Here is a 14,469-nt window from a genome sequence, read left to right as displayed (position 1 = left end):
TAGCGATTTATCTCTGTAGTTTCTCTGTATTCAAGGTTATCTTTATTCGATTTTAGAAAGTACGAAAATCAACAAATACTGATTTTTCCAAAGGCACCACTTCATCGTGATAAACTTTGAGGAGTTGCGGCCCCGCTTGAAGGTATATTTTGTAGTGACTTCCTTCAAATACTACCCGTTTTACCACACTTTCTACCCCATAAATGGTAGGCGAAAGGGAGAGCGTGAGTTTTTCGGGCCGAATGGCGAGCCGGCCATCGGGGAGGTGAGAATGGATATGGTTTTTGAAAAAATCTGCATCCAACAGATTTATTTCGCCCGTCAGTTCGGCCACGTAGGCATCGGCGGGTGAATGATAAATGGCTTCAGGCGTACCGAGCTGAATCAAATTTCCATGTTGTAAAATACCCATGCGCGTAGAGAGGCTGAGGGCATCATTGGCGTCGTGGGTGACAAAAATGCAGGCAATGCCCGTTTGTTCGGCCAGCTCTCGAATGGTTTCGGTGAGGCGGCGACGGTTGGGTAAGTCCAAATGGGCAAAAGGCTCATCCAACAGCAATACTTTGGCTTCTTCGGCCAAAGCCCGGGCAATGGCGGTGCGCTGTTTTTCGCCACCTGAGAGCGATTTGGCGGGATGTTCGGCCACGGATTCCAGTTGACAAAGCTGGAGTAATTCGTCTACCCGTTCGTTGCGGTAGGCTTTTTCGTAATACCGCAACGCATAATTTATGTTCTCCCGGACCGTCAACGGTGCCGAAAGATTATAGTCTTGATGAACAATTTTGATGTCGGGATGGCCCGGGATGAGCTGGTCGCTAGCAAGGCGTAATTTTTGTCCCTGAAGCCAAACGTCCCCTTCGTCGGGGTCCAATAATCCCGCCGCAATACGGAGTAAGGTGCTTTTGCCAGATCCGCTTTCGCCCAGTAAACCAAAGATTTCACCTTCAAAAAGCGCAAAGCTAACTTCTTTGACGACCCATTGTTTTTGGTATATTTTTGAAACGGAATTGAGTTTAAAAAAAGACATTGTTCGCAAAACTATAAGTTACCTCTCAGAAATTTCGGTTTTTATCGCTCAAAAGTACAACAAACTATTGGGTATAAAATTTCTTAGCTAACTTGCCTTGTCAATGGTATGTAAGGGGAAGGATAAGAAGTACGGACATTACAATCTGTGACTTTGAACACCTACTTTCCTGCACCAGACTAAACACTAAAAACCAAACTTTATGATTCGTCAATTACTCTATGGAGGAGTACTGGCATTGGCGTGTGTTGCGCAGACTTTAGAAGCGCAAACGACGTACAATAGCCACGCACAACTCTCTGGCCGACTTAAAAACCTCTCGACAAAGTTCAACGCATTGGCTTCGGTGAGTTCTATCGGTAAAAGTGCCGGTGGTCGCGACCTTTGGCTACTTACTTTAGGAAAAGGAGATGCCACCAAAAAACCAGCCATTCTCATTGTGGCTGGGCTAGATGGTACCCACTTGGCAGGTAGTGAATTGGCCATCCAGACGGCCGAAAAAATGCTTGGAGCGGCTAACGCTGACAGCGTGGCTAAGCTATTGGAAACCAAGACGTTCTATTTTCTGCCAAGCATGAACCCCGATGCGCAGGAGCAGTTTTCGGCTAAACTAAAGTACGAACGTACAACCAATGACTCCAAAACCGACGACGACCGCGATGGCCGCGTAGATGAAGATCCGTTTGAGGATCTCAACGGCGATGGCGTTGTGTCGTGGATTCGCGTAGAAGATGCGGCGGGAACCTATGTAGCGAGCAAAGAAGACCCGCGCATTCTGGTCAAAGCTGACCCTTCAAAGGGCGAAAGCGGTAAATATTTGGTTTATACGGAAGGCATTGATAACGACAAAGATGGAGTATACAACGAAGATGGCGCGGGGGGTGTAAACCCAGAGAAGAACTTTACGTTTGATTATCAGATATTTACAACTGGTTCGGGAGAACACGCCGCTTCGGAGCCAGAAGTACGCGCTTTACTGGATTTCCTGTATCGTGCCCCCAATATTTTTGCGGTTCTTACCTTTGGTCCCAACAACAACCTGAGCGAAGCTCCGCGTTTTGACCCGGCAAAAGTGGCTCGTCGGATTTTGACTGGACCACTTGCAAAAGATGCCAAAGCGATGGAGCAGGTGTCAAAACTATACAATGGTCGTACGGCTTTGAAAGACGCACCTACCATGCCGCAAACACGCGGGAATTTCTCCCAAACTGCCTATTACCACGCGGGTCGTTATAGCTTTACGACCCCAGGCTGGTGGACTCCCAAAGTAGAAGCCCCCAGAGATACGACCAGAAGAGCCGCCGCAACCGCCCCAACTACTCCTTCTCCAACTGCACCTGCTGCCACAGGCGGCCCCGCTGGTGGTGGACGCATGGGCGGTGGTGCTGCCGCCGCCGCAACAAACGCGGCCAATGCAAGTGAAGATGATGCCCGTTTTCTGAAGTGGGCAGACAAAGAAAAATTGACGGGTGTGTATGTCGATTGGAAGACCATTCAGCACCCTGATTTCCCTGGCCAAAAAGTGGAAGTGGGGGGGATTGTCCCTTTCTCTAAATTGAACCCGCCGGTCTCTTATTTGACCGCTGCTGCCGATAAACATGTAAAATTTCTGACGGGATTGGGTGCGCAGATGCCCGAAATTCAATTGGTAAATGTAAAAACGGAATCCTTGGGCAATGGCCTGACGCGCATTACGGCAACCGTTATCAATAAAGGATTGATGCCAACCTATGCCGAAATCGGCGACCGTGTTCGATTTGTTCAGAAAGTAAAAACCGAACTGAAATTGGGCGCTGGACAGGCCATTGTGTCGGGTAAACGCCTAAACCTCCGCGCCGCGCTTGCTTCTGATGAGTCGGAAGAATACACCTGGTTGGTGTCGGGAACTGGTAAATTGACCATTGAAACGGGATGTCCTACGGCAGGCGTAAAATCAGCAGATGTGACGTTGAAGTAGGCCTTTCTGATAATCGTTATTTGTTATCCGTTAATTGTAGAAACAATGAAAAAACACATTCACTCATTTATATATGCACTCGTTTGCTGCACTTTAGCGGTCAACGCTTTTGCACAAACTGCACCCCAAACCGACCCAGACCTGAACGGTATGCGGGCGATTGGAACCCCCGCCAATCCTAAAGTAAAATGGGGTTGGAATTATTATATGGACTACGCTGGGTTCAACAAACTGATGCAAGAACTCGCCAAAGCGTACCCCGATTTGGTCAAATACGAATCCATCGGAAAATCGTTTCAGGGGCGTGAGATGTACGTCATTACCGTTACGGATTTTAAAAGCGGAAAAGCCGAAAATAAGCCTGCTTTCTGGATTGACGGAAACATCCATGCCAATGAGTTGCAGGGAACGCAGTTTGCCATGTACACGGCTTGGTATTTGGCCGAAAGTTTCGGGAAAATGGATTTTGTAACCGATATGTTGAAAGGACGTACATTTTACATATTGCCTTCACTTAACCCCGATGCGCACGAAAATTTTATCTATAAATCAAACACCACTAGCTCGTCGCGCTCTGGCATGATGCCGCTCGACGACGACGGCGATGGTTTGGTGGATGAAGACACTTACGATGATTTGGATGGTGATGGCAACATCGTGACCATGCGTCGCAAATCTCCTACGGGGCGGTATAAAGTAGACCCTGATTTTCCGGGTCGTATGATTTTGGCCAAGCCAGATGAGCAAGGAGAATACGAAATGCTTGGTTTTGAGGGGATTGATAATGATGGTGACGGACGTGTTAATGAAGACAATCCGGGAGCATACGACCCTAACCGCGACTGGGGCTGGGGCTGGCAGCCTGATTATATTCAGGGTGGGGCGCTTTTTTATCCGGGAACATTGCCCGAAACAAAAAACGTGAAGAAATTCTTTTACTCACATCCCAACATTGCAGGTGCGCAAAGTTACCACAACTTCGGCGGGATGTTTTTGCGTCCTCCGGGGGCGGAAGAAGATGCCATGTACGTGCCGCAATCTGATATTGCCGTGTATGATGTAATCGGAAAAACGGGCGAGAAAATGATTCCGGGGTATAAGTACTATGTGCTTTGGAAAGACCTTTATACGGTGTATGGAGGTGAAATTGATTGGATTGGACTGGGGCGCGGCGTGTTTATGTTCTCCAACGAAATCAATACGTCTTGGCGGATGTTCAACAAAAACTCTACCGAAAACCGCAACCAAAACAGTGAGTTTGAGGAGTTTGATAAGTTCTTGTTGTTGGGTGACGGCTACGTCAAATGGAAACCCATCAAACACCCACAATACGGCGATATCGAAATCGGGGGCACCAAACGCAACTATATTCGTAACACGCCGGGCTTTTTGTTGGAAGAAGAAGGGCACCGTAACATGGCCTTTACCATGCTTCATGCCTACCACATGCCTAAGTTGGAAATCATTGATATTAAAACCAAAGCCTTGGCCAATGGCCTGACGGAAGTAACAGCAGTGGTGCAAAACCAACGCGCTATTCCGACGCACTCCGCGCATGATTTAAGATTCAAAATCGAGCGACCTGATTACATCACGCTCAAAAACGCGCAAGTATTGGCGGGAATGATTGTAGAAAATGAAGATTTGGGAATCACGAGAGAACAAAAATACAATCCGCAAACGATTGAAGTAGCCAACATCGCTGGTACCGTCGGCGGCGGAGGTGGCGGCGGCGGTTTTGGCGGTTTCGGGGGCGGCGGAAATTCCGTAAAAGTACGCTGGATTGTAAAAGGCAAAGCCGACAAATGGACCGTTGAGGTAGACAGCCGCAAAGGAGGCATTGTTTCCAAAACCCTGTAACACACCTTATATTTTACATTTATTATTTTTCGGTTTTGCGGTTTTATAAATCGGGCAGACGTAAAGCCTGCCCCTACTGGTTTTTTAATTTTGCATTAATATGAACGAAAAATTGGCTGCCCGAAAGCGCAGCCAATTTTTTTTGCGCCGTTTTTTTACGTTCTTCGTTTAACCTAATATTAACCCCATTTCATGAAACAACTCTGCACCCTCATCACGTTTGTTTTCTTCGCCACAACCGCAACTTTTGCCCAAGAATACGATGTACTCATACGCGGCGGTAAAATTGTAGACGGAACCGGAAATGCTTGGTTTTACGGCGATGTAGCAATTAAAAATGGCAAGATTGCACGCGTTGGCCAATGGCCGAATGCCACCGCCAAGAAAATATTGGATGCCAAAGGGCTGATTGTGAGTCCAGGTTTTATTGATGTACACACCCACATTGAAGAAGACGAATTCCGACTCCCTACGGCCGACAATTTTATATATGATGGCGTTACTACCGTGGTAACGGGCAATTGTGGTTTGTCAAACGTAGACTTAGGGCTGTATTTTAAACAACTAGACAGTGTCAAAACATCAGTCAACGTGGCGTCGTTGATTGGCCACAATGACGTTCGGAAAGCGGTGATGGGCACGGCCAATCGGTTTGCAACCACCGAAGAGCAACAGCGTATGGAAGCCCTCGTCGAAAAAGCCATGAAAGACGGGGCCTATGGTCTGGCCACGGGGCTGATTTACGTACCCGGTACCTATTCCAACACCGAAGAAGTGGTGGGATTGGCCAAAGTGGCGGCTCGCTACGGCGGCGTGTATGCCTCGCACATTCGTTATGAAGGCGATGAAGTCCTGACCGCCATTGAAGAGGCCGTTAATATCGGGCGGCAAGCCGCCATTCCTGTTCAGATTTCGCACTTTAAAGTAAGCGGACAAAACAACTGGGGACGCTCCAAAGAGACCATTGCGGCTGTCGAAAACGCCCGACGTGAAGGCATCGACGTCACCATTGACCAATACCCCTATACCGCCAGCAGCACTGGGCTAAATACATTATTGCCAAGTTGGGCGCTGGCAGGTGGGCTGGATTCTATCAAAGCACGCGTCAACGACCCTGCCACGCGTCAGCGTATGGTGAAAGAAATGGTGGCAACGCTCAAACGTCGTAAGCAAAATCACTTTACCTATGCTGTAGTGGCCTATTATGACGCTGATACCACGCTCAACGGTAAAAATATTGAAGAGATAAATCTCCTGAAAGGGCGCAAACATAAAGCAACCGTAGAAGCCGAGACCATCATGGAAATGGCCGTCAAAGGTGGGGCTAGTATGGTATTTCATGGCATGGGCGATTGGGACGTCGAAAACATTATGCGGTATCCGCAAAATATGTTTGCCTCCGATGCTTCCATTCGGGTGTATAACTTTGGTGTGCCTCACCCGCGCGGCTACGGCACCAACGCCCGCGTGTTGGGTTACTACGTACGTCAAAAGAAAATCATCCCCTTGGAAGAAGCCATTCGTCGCATGACTTCATTGCCTGCCCAAAAATTCAAGTTGGCCGAGCGAGGCCTGCTTCAAGCTGGTCGAGTGGCTGACGTACTCGTGTTTGACGAGAATACCATCATCGACGTTTCTACCTACGATCGTCCGCATCAATATTCACGTGGGATGAAGTACGTCATCGTCAACGGGGAATCGGTTGTAGAAAATGAAAAACATACGGGGCTGCGGGCTGGAAAGGTATTGCGGAAAGGGGAATAGGTTTCTGCCCCATTTTCTTTGTCGAACCCTGCATTTATTTCATAATGGTGATGCTTTAATTGCTTCTCACACAGGCTAGAGGCGCGAATCTGGCACGTATACGGCATTTTGCTAATAAGTCAGATAACTACTGTATCTTGATACAATTACCATTAACTAAATTGGTGTAGGTAAGATATAAGAAAATTAGCAAATTCGTTCTTTAATTATGGCTTTCCGTTATTGCTTATGAAAATTAGATTGATTTTTATTGCTTTGTTTTACGCGGTAAGCATTGGATTGACGGCTCAAAATCGCATGGTCGATAGTCTGCGGCAGTGGCTGGCCACGCATCCTGTCCAAGACAGTGCGCGTGTCGTGACACTCCATCGGTTGGCTTATCGCCTTTCTGAAATTGACCAAACTACCGCGTGGCGCTACGCCAATGAAGCTAACCAGCTCGCCAAAAAACTCAATAACAATACTAATATTGGTCAAAGTTTTATCAATTACGCCATTCTGGAGTCGTTGGAAGGGAATTATGCCAAAGGTCAGGAATATTATCTTACAGCGTTGAAGCTTTTTGAACAGACAGGGTGGGAGCGTGGCAAAGCGATTTGCCTCAACAATATTGCCGAAAACTACAAAAGCATGAATCAACTTGATAAGGCGTTGTATTATACTTTTCGTGCTTTGGAGTTGAACAAAAAAAAGAATGAAATACGGGGAATGGCAGTTAATCACGAGCAAATCGGCGACTTATATCGTCGAATGGGCCGCTATGAAGAATCGTTAAAATACTTAGATCAAGGTCTGAAATTGGCGGAGCAAGCCGACCAAAATTACCAGATATTGCCCCAAATTTTACTAGGAATTGCCCGAAATTATAACGACCGGCGGGAGTTTGCGACGGCGCTTTGGTACATGGGGAAGGCTACACAGCAAAGTCAACAACACGGCGAAAAATTACTCCAAATTCAGTGCTATGAAGAATCTGCGAAGACGTTCAGGCTTCAACAGAAACTCGATAGCGCCAAAGTGTATTTTCAAAAAGCCCTCGACACGGCTACGCAGTTTGGATCCATTGTGGAAATTGCACATATCAATCAAGAGATGGCGGAATTGGCGGAAATGAAGGGGGACTTTCAAGCGGCGTTGGGCTATTTTAAAGCGTACAAAATGCTGAACGATTCGATAGAACGGAAAAAGAATGTGGTGCGTGCCGAGTTGGTTGAATTGAAATATACCGCTTTCGAGAAAGACAAAGAAAACCAACGCCTCAAGCAAATTAAGGCCTCACAGGAAGCGGAATTGAAGAGCCAAACCTATTGGATTATTTCGCTGGCGTCGGTTATTGTGGTGTTGATGGGGGTTTTGAGCTACGCATTTTACAGAAATCGGTTGAAACAAATTCGCGATGCCCAAAAAACACAGGCCGAAACCATCCGTCAAATGCAGTTGTCGGACCGCATTCGGAGTCAGATTGCGCGCGATTTGCACGATGATTTGGGCGCAACACTGAGCGGTGTAGCAATGCTGAGTCAAGCGGCCAAACGCCAACTGAAGGACAAAGACGAACAGTTAAAAGAACTGTTGGACCTGATAAGCATAAACTCGCAACGAACCGTGAGTACGATTCGGGACATTATCTGGACCACTCGCCCCATGAATGATAGCCTGGAAAGTATCACGACCAAGATGAAAATTTTTGCGTCAGAAATGCTTGAACCAAAGCACATTCACTACGATTTTTGTATTTCAGAAGAATTGAAAGGCTATAAGCTGCCGTCTAATCAACAGTATAATTTTTACCTTATTTTTAAAGAAGCCATCAACAATGCCGCCAAATATGCGCAGGCACGTAATGTTTGGATAAAGATTTGCAGAAAAAACCAACAACTTCATCTTGAGATTAAAGATGATGGAATAGGCTTTGATAAAGAAGCCGCGAAAGGCAGCGGTAACGGACTTTTTAACATGGAAAAACGGGTGGAAGAACTTGACGGCAGCATGACTGTGCAATCAGCACCTAATCAGGGTACAATTATCGAACTCACTTTGCCCCTTGCTACGCCTCTGGTATTTACTGATAGAGCGTTTGTTGAAGTGGGATAAGCCTCCCAAAAAGCAGTTGAGCGTATATCTTCCCCTAAAGAACCATTGACGTAAGAGGAGTATTATTTGTTGCATTGGGGAGAAAACAGTAGGTTGCGCTTTAGAAATGTATAAAAAATACGCCATGACCTCGCTTTCGGCCGTTATTATTACTGTAAACCAAGAAAAGAAAATCGCTAAAACGATTGAAGCCCTCAAAGCCCTCACCAATGATATTGTAGTTGTGGATTCTGGCAGCACCGACCTTACCCGGAAAGTAGCCCGGGCGGCGGGAGCCAACGTGCTCGAACGACCTTGGACGGGGTATTCTGAGCAGAAAAACTTTGGTAATCAGTGGGCAAAACATGATTGGATTTTATCCGTCGACGATGACGAGGTAGTAAGCCCAGAGTTAGTTGAAAGCATAAAGCAGGCCTTCACTCCCGCCCCAGAGGCTGATGCCTATGATTTGCCTTTCAGAACAGTTTTTGCGGGGAAGTTGATTCGCTTTGGTGGTTGGAATCCAGAATCACACGTCCGAATTTTTAACAGAAAAAAGATTCAGTGGAATACTGACGCGGTCCATGAAGGCTTAACGCTCAAACCAGAGCATACTGTAAAAAAACTAACGGGGTATGTACATCATTATACCGTTGATACACCCGAACAATTTATCGCCAAAACCGACCGATACAGTACACTTTTTGCTGAAAAAGGGCGAAAAATAGGCAAAAAAGCTTCTTTTGTTAAAGTCTACCTTAGTCCAGCGTTTCGGTTTTTGGTAGAATATATCTTCAAATTTGGCTTCTTAGATGGGTATTATGGCTGGTTTATTGCCAAAGAAAATGCCCGTTATACGTATTTGAAGTACAAAAAGCTAAGGTAGAGGTGGGGCTTGCTTACACCTAACTTTTAGGTGTTTTGAATTATAAGACAGCATAAAAAAAGCGTCAGACGGTTTGAACGGGGACGCCCAGTCCGTCTGACGCTTAGATAAGCTAGGAAATATGATGAATTTATGCCTTCACAACCCATCCAAAAGGGTCTTCTGTTTTTCCAGTACGGAGATCGGTTAAAAAGTTTTTAACCCGCGAAACAAATGAATCTTCGGTTACGACAGGAAGTTCGTAGTCGGTTCCTTCAAAGCCGATAACGCCAAACGGGGATACAACTACGGCCGTACCCGCCCCAAAGGCTGCTTCTAAACGACCCTCTTTTAAGGCATCAATCACTTCTTTGACCGACACCTTACGCTCTTCGACGGGGATATTCCAGTGATGGGCAATATCTACGATGCTGTTGCGGGTTACTCCGTTCAAGATTGTATCGGAAGTAGCTGGTGTGATAAGTTTACCGTCAATCACGAACATGACGTTCATCGTGCCTGATTCTTCTACAAAAGCATGGTCACGGGCGTCGGTCCAGATGATTTGGTCGTAGCCCTGTTGTTGTGCCAAGCGTGCAGGATAGAGTGAGCCACCATAATTGCCAGCGCATTTGGCGGCACCAACGCCCCCTTCGGCGGCGCGGATATAATGCTGTTCAACTTTTACGCGGGGAGGTTTTGAATAATACTTACCTACAGGTCCTGTAAAAATGATAAACTTATAAGTGTCGGAAGGTTTTACGCCGATGTATGCGTCGGTAGAAAACATATACGGACGGATATACAAAGAGGAGTCGGGCGTGGTAGGAATCCAAGCCGCATCTGTACGGAGCAGTTCGGTGAGGCCACCCATGAAAATTTCTTCGGGGACTTCTGGCATGCACATACGCGTGGCCGACTTGTTAAAACGCGCCCAGTTATCCAACGGACGGAACATCAGTGGCTCACCTGCTTCGTTTTTGTAGGCTTTCATTCCTTCAAAAATCGCTTGCCCGTAGTGGAGAGCGGCAGTGGCGGGGCTTAGGCTGAGGTTGGCATAGGGGACAATTTGAAGGTTGGTCCATTCGCCGTTGATATAGTCGGCGACAAACATGTGGTCTGAATAATGGCGACCAAATACCAAATTGTCGAAATCTACTTCATGGATACGCGAAGCTTCTACGCGTTTGATTTCCATGGCCAATGTGTCCGTTGTCATTGTGTTGGTGGTTTTACTGTATGTAAGCAATTATTGTATCTGATTTCTAAGTATCAACTGTTCTGTATCAGCACTTAGTGTGCCGAAAGACCAAAATTAGTTGTCAATGCAAATATTTTTATTTTTCGGCGAAAAGACAAGAAAATATCAGTTTAGTTATCAAAAAAATGAATTGGGCTCGTAGGGGCAGGCCTTGCGTCTGCCCTTTTGTACCGTTGCGTCTGCCCTTTTGTATCGTTGCGTCTGCCCTTTTGTACCGTTGCGTCTGCCCTTACGAGGATTTACGGCCCGCCCATTTTATTTCTTCTATTCCCAATTCCTGTGCCATTTTTCGTGAAAGCACAAATAAATAATCCGAAAGACGGTTTAAGTACCGAATCACCTCGGCTTCAACGGGTTCAGATTCATTGAGTGCAATGACCAAACGCTCGGCCCGCCGGCAAACCGTCCGGGCTACGTGCCCAAACGACACCGAAGGATGCCCTCCTGGCAGAATGAACGAACGCATGGGCTCAAGTACGGTGTTCATTTCGTCCATGGCAAGCTCCAATGCGACGATGTCTTCTTCGTGGAGGTCAGGGATAAAGTGTTTTTTGTTGTCAGGCTCGGAGGCCAAAATGGAGCCAATCGTAAAGAGGCGGTCCTGAATGTATTTTAAAAAGTCGCGGCGTACTTCGTTTACGGGTTGGTCGCGGACTAAGCCGATGTAGGAATTGAGCTCATCTACCGTGCCGTAGGTATCGATTCGTAAATCTGCCTTACTGATGCGCGTTCCGCCCACGAGCGAAGTGGTGCCTTTATCACCCGTTTTTGTATAAATTTTCATGTATTTTTGGTACGGCTAGTCAATCATTCTTTGTTCGACTTGCCTGTTTTTAGTGTTTCAACAAACTAATGGGGAAAACGGTTTAATTCTGCTTAAAACATGTAAATTGAAGATTGAAATAAAGAAACTTACGCCAATCCAAAATACAATGATAGAAACTGCTTTTCAAATCGCTAATGCGCTCGTATTGCCCCAATGGCTTCTGATGATTGTTGCGCCGCGTTGGCGCGTTTCGCAGTGGTTGGTGCGCTCGTACCTGATTCCCGTTTTGCTTGCGTGCCTGTACGCATATTTTATTTTCAGCGGTGGGCCGTTGAATTTCAATGACTTCAGTACGTTTGAGGGGGTCAAAAGTTTATTTTCTAAAGGCGGAGACGGCGCGGTGTTGGCCGGGTGGATTCACTATTTAGCGTTTGATTTAGTAGCAGGAAGTTTTGTGTTGAAAGACTCTCAAGAGAAAAATATCCCGCACTGGTGGATTATCCTCCCGCTGTTTTTTTGCTTTATGCTGGGGCCGATTGGATTGCTGGCGTATTGGGTTATTCGGACATTCTACCTACGAAAAATAGCCTAAGTGTCTCTAATAATGCAACTTCTCTTGATTCTTTTTGAAGCCTTTTTAGTGGGTAGTTTGCTTTTATTAAAAAATCCCTCACGCCCTTCGCTAAATAAATATTAGATTTTGATGATTTTGGTCTTCCTATGGTAAATCAACAATAGCATTCAGTAATCCGAAATTATACACATGGAAAATGAACTCCGCAGCCAGGACTGGTTTGGCAAAGAAGGTAAAGACGGTTTTATTTACCGCAGTTGGATGAAAAACCAAGGCCATGCGCCGCACCAATTTAAGGGAAAACCCGTGATTGGTATTTGTAATACGTGGTCGGAAGTAACACCTTGCAACGGCCACTTTCGAGACTTAGCCCAGAGTGTTAAAAACGGTATTTACGAAGCGGGTGGTTTTCCGTTGGAATTTCCGGTGATGTCTTTGGGCGAGACCCTTATTCGTCCTACTGCCATGCTGTATCGCAATCTGGCGAGTATGTCGGTTGAGGAAAGCATTCGTGCCAATCCTTTTGACGGGATTGTCTTATTGACGGGGTGCGATAAAACCACTCCTTCGCTCATCATGGGTGCAGCGAGTGTCGATTTACCCACGATTGTATTGCCCGGCGGGCCGATGTTGGCGGGGCGTTTTCAAGGCAAAGCCATCGGCTCAGGCACCGACGTGTGGCGCTTTGCCGATGACCTCAAAACGGGCAAAATGACCCCCGAAGAATTTGAAGAGGCGGAGAGTTGTATGAGCCGTAGTATTGGTCACTGCTCCACGATGGGTACGGCCTCTACCATGGCGACCATGGCAGAAGCTCTGGGCCTTACGTTGCCGGGGCTGTCGGCTATTCCTGCTGCAGATTCTCGCAAGAAAATGAATGCCCACATGACGGGAATGCGTATTGTAGAAATGGTCAAGGAAAACCTGACACTTTCACAGATATTGACCCGAGAAGCCTTCGAAAACGCCATTATGCTCAATGCAGGCGTGGGAGGCTCTACCAATTTTGTGTTGCATTTGCTGGCCATCGCGGGTCGGATAGGAGTAGACTTGACGTTGGACGACTTTGACCGCGTAGGTTCAAGAATGCCGTTTTTACTAAATGTGATGCCTTCTGGTAAATACCTCATGGAAGATTATTTCTACGCGGGTGGATTGCAGGTAGTCATCAATGAAATGAAGGAGCATTTACACAAAAATGTAATAACCGTAAATGGTAAATCATTGATTGATAATTCATTAAATGCCAAAAACTGGAATCCTGACGTGATTGCTTCGGGCGAATCGCCGATTTTGGAGGAAGGAGGGATTGCGGTTATTAAAGGCAATTTGTGCGAAAATGGCGCGGTCATTAAACCTTCGGCGGCTTCGGCGCATTTGATGAAGCACAAAGGTCGGGCTGTGGTGTTTGAGTCGATTGAAGATTATCATGCTCGTATCGAAGACCCAGAACTGGATATTGACGAAACCTGCGTAATGGTCCTTAAAAACGTAGGACCAAAAGGTTATCCAGGAATGCCTGAAGTTGGGAACATGGCGTTGCCTAAAAAATTGTTGGAAAAAGGTGTGACGGACATGGTGCGTATTTCTGATGCTCGTATGAGCGGAACGGCCTACGGAACGGTTTTGCTACACGCTTCGCCCGAAAGTGCCATCGGCGGTAATCTGGGGTTGGTGCAAAACGGCGACATCATCGAAGTTGACATTCACGAACGCTATATTCACTGGCACGTTTCAGACGACGAAATCGCGCGTCGTCGGGCGGCTTGGACGCCAATTGATTTGGGCTACAACCGCGGCCACAATAAGCTTTACATTGAGCACGTGACCCAATCGCATGAAGGTTGTGATTTTGACTTTTTGATTGGCAAATCAGGGCACAAAGTAAGTCGCGAATCGCATTAAGAAAAAATAGTCATAGGCTAGGCGTCTGGCAGTTTTAAACTGTCAGACGTTTTTTTTATTCCCCACCCTGCCCAAGCCTGTTCCTTATCCAGTGGGTTTAGTTCGGACCTCAGCGGGTAAAAAAGGTTTGCAAGATATTGGTTTTCAATAGGCTTTGGTGAAAATCGTGTTCGTAGTGCGCCACTATAACATGCCACGTCAGCAGAGCTAAATGATTGTCTTTTTGTTGGTATATATCTTCTAATTCTCTCTGAAAAATTTTGGTACAAGTTGTATCTTTCTGATGGGTCTTACTGTATTCCTTAAATAGGACTACCTCCTGACGCTATATAGAATCATCAAGGTAGGATAGTGAGTAGATTTGAAGGGTAGAAAGGTTTGATTATAAGCAGTTTAGTAAGTAGCAAACTTAAATCA

Annotated in this window: 10 protein-coding genes; 7 read left to right on the top strand and 3 right to left on the bottom strand. The window is 46.4% G+C overall.

Annotated elements, in window-relative coordinates; genetic code table 11:
• Nucleotides 1–52: 52 nt before the first annotated feature.
• The gene (locus GVN20_RS23020; RefSeq protein WP_166560601.1) at nucleotides 53–1,027 is read right to left on the bottom strand and encodes an ABC transporter ATP-binding protein; all 975 of its coding nucleotides are present in this window, start codon (nucleotides 1,025–1,027) and stop codon (nucleotides 53–55) included.
• 202 nt (nucleotides 1,028–1,229) lie between these two features.
• Between GVN20_RS23020 and GVN20_RS23015 the strand changes: the two genes are divergently transcribed.
• The 5 genes from GVN20_RS23015 to GVN20_RS22995 all read left to right on the top strand — a co-directional run bounded on the left by GVN20_RS23015 (nucleotide 1,230) and on the right by GVN20_RS22995 (nucleotide 9,567).
• The gene (locus GVN20_RS23015) at nucleotides 1,230–2,984 is read left to right on the top strand and encodes a M14 family metallopeptidase (RefSeq protein WP_166560600.1); all 1,755 of its coding nucleotides are present in this window, start codon (nucleotides 1,230–1,232) and stop codon (nucleotides 2,982–2,984) included.
• A 45-nt stretch (nucleotides 2,985–3,029) separates the two neighbouring features.
• On the top strand, nucleotides 3,030–4,844 hold the full coding sequence (locus GVN20_RS23010; protein ID WP_166560599.1) for a M14 family metallopeptidase: 1,815 nt from the start codon (nucleotides 3,030–3,032) through the stop codon (nucleotides 4,842–4,844).
• A gap of 192 nt (nucleotides 4,845–5,036) precedes the next feature.
• Nucleotides 5,037–6,608 carry an amidohydrolase family protein gene (locus tag GVN20_RS23005; RefSeq protein ID WP_166560598.1) on the top strand — a complete coding sequence of 524 codons (1,572 nt, stop codon included), beginning with the start codon at nucleotides 5,037–5,039 and terminating at the stop codon, nucleotides 6,606–6,608.
• A 228-nt stretch (nucleotides 6,609–6,836) separates the two neighbouring features.
• Nucleotides 6,837–8,702 carry a tetratricopeptide repeat protein gene (locus tag GVN20_RS23000; protein ID WP_166560597.1) on the top strand — a complete coding sequence of 622 codons (1,866 nt, stop codon included), beginning with the start codon at nucleotides 6,837–6,839 and terminating at the stop codon, nucleotides 8,700–8,702.
• Between the two features lie 106 nt (nucleotides 8,703–8,808).
• The gene (locus GVN20_RS22995; protein ID WP_229599165.1) at nucleotides 8,809–9,567 is read left to right on the top strand and encodes a glycosyltransferase family 2 protein; all 759 of its coding nucleotides are present in this window, start codon (nucleotides 8,809–8,811) and stop codon (nucleotides 9,565–9,567) included.
• Nucleotides 9,568–9,697: 130 nt separating this feature from the next.
• On the opposite strand, the gene GVN20_RS22990 is transcribed toward GVN20_RS22995, so the two are convergent.
• Both GVN20_RS22990 and GVN20_RS22985 read right to left on the bottom strand, forming a co-directional pair.
• Nucleotides 9,698–10,765, bottom strand: coding sequence for a branched-chain amino acid aminotransferase (locus tag GVN20_RS22990; RefSeq protein ID WP_166560596.1), 1,068 nt, complete (start codon nucleotides 10,763–10,765; stop codon nucleotides 9,698–9,700).
• A gap of 271 nt (nucleotides 10,766–11,036) precedes the next feature.
• A complete protein-coding gene (locus GVN20_RS22985) occupies nucleotides 11,037–11,591 on the bottom strand; it encodes a cob(I)yrinic acid a,c-diamide adenosyltransferase (protein WP_114070230.1) in 555 nt (184 codons plus the stop codon).
• A 148-nt stretch (nucleotides 11,592–11,739) separates the two neighbouring features.
• Here GVN20_RS22985 and GVN20_RS22980 point away from each other — a divergent pair, with 148 nt between their 5' ends.
• A complete protein-coding gene (locus GVN20_RS22980; RefSeq protein WP_166560595.1) occupies nucleotides 11,740–12,165 on the top strand; it encodes an ABA4-like family protein in 426 nt (141 codons plus the stop codon).
• Nucleotides 12,166–12,336: 171 nt separating this feature from the next.
• A complete protein-coding gene (locus GVN20_RS22975; RefSeq protein ID WP_166560594.1) occupies nucleotides 12,337–14,052 on the top strand; it encodes an IlvD/Edd family dehydratase in 1,716 nt (571 codons plus the stop codon).
• Nucleotides 14,053–14,469: the final 417 nt, after the last annotated feature.

The sequence above is a fragment of the Runella sp. CRIBMP genome, assembly GCF_009905605.1.
Taxonomy (GTDB): Bacteria; Bacteroidota; Bacteroidia; order Cytophagales; family Spirosomataceae; genus Runella.
Note: the sequence above shows the minus strand (reverse complement) of the source record. Positions and strands in the feature narration are given on the sequence as shown.

Coding starts and splice junctions, on each gene's coding strand:
- GVN20_RS23005 (WP_166560598.1), top strand. CDS start 5,037: ATGAAACAACTCTGCACCCTCATCACGTTTGTTTTCTTCGCCACAACC.
- GVN20_RS22975 (WP_166560594.1), top strand. CDS start 12,337: ATGGAAAATGAACTCCGCAGCCAGGACTGGTTTGGCAAAGAAGGTAAA.
- GVN20_RS23015 (WP_166560600.1), top strand. CDS start 1,230: ATGATTCGTCAATTACTCTATGGAGGAGTACTGGCATTGGCGTGTGTT.
- GVN20_RS23020 (WP_166560601.1), bottom strand. CDS start 1,027: ATGTCTTTTTTTAAACTCAATTCCGTTTCAAAAATATACCAAAAACAA.
- GVN20_RS22990 (WP_166560596.1), bottom strand. CDS start 10,765: ATGACAACGGACACATTGGCCATGGAAATCAAACGCGTAGAAGCTTCG.
- GVN20_RS22985 (WP_114070230.1), bottom strand. CDS start 11,591: ATGAAAATTTATACAAAAACGGGTGATAAAGGCACCACTTCGCTCGTG.
- GVN20_RS23010 (WP_166560599.1), top strand. CDS start 3,030: ATGAAAAAACACATTCACTCATTTATATATGCACTCGTTTGCTGCACT.
- GVN20_RS22995 (WP_229599165.1), top strand. CDS start 8,809: ATGTATAAAAAATACGCCATGACCTCGCTTTCGGCCGTTATTATTACT.
- GVN20_RS23000 (WP_166560597.1), top strand. CDS start 6,837: ATGAAAATTAGATTGATTTTTATTGCTTTGTTTTACGCGGTAAGCATT.
- GVN20_RS22980 (WP_166560595.1), top strand. CDS start 11,740: ATGATAGAAACTGCTTTTCAAATCGCTAATGCGCTCGTATTGCCCCAA.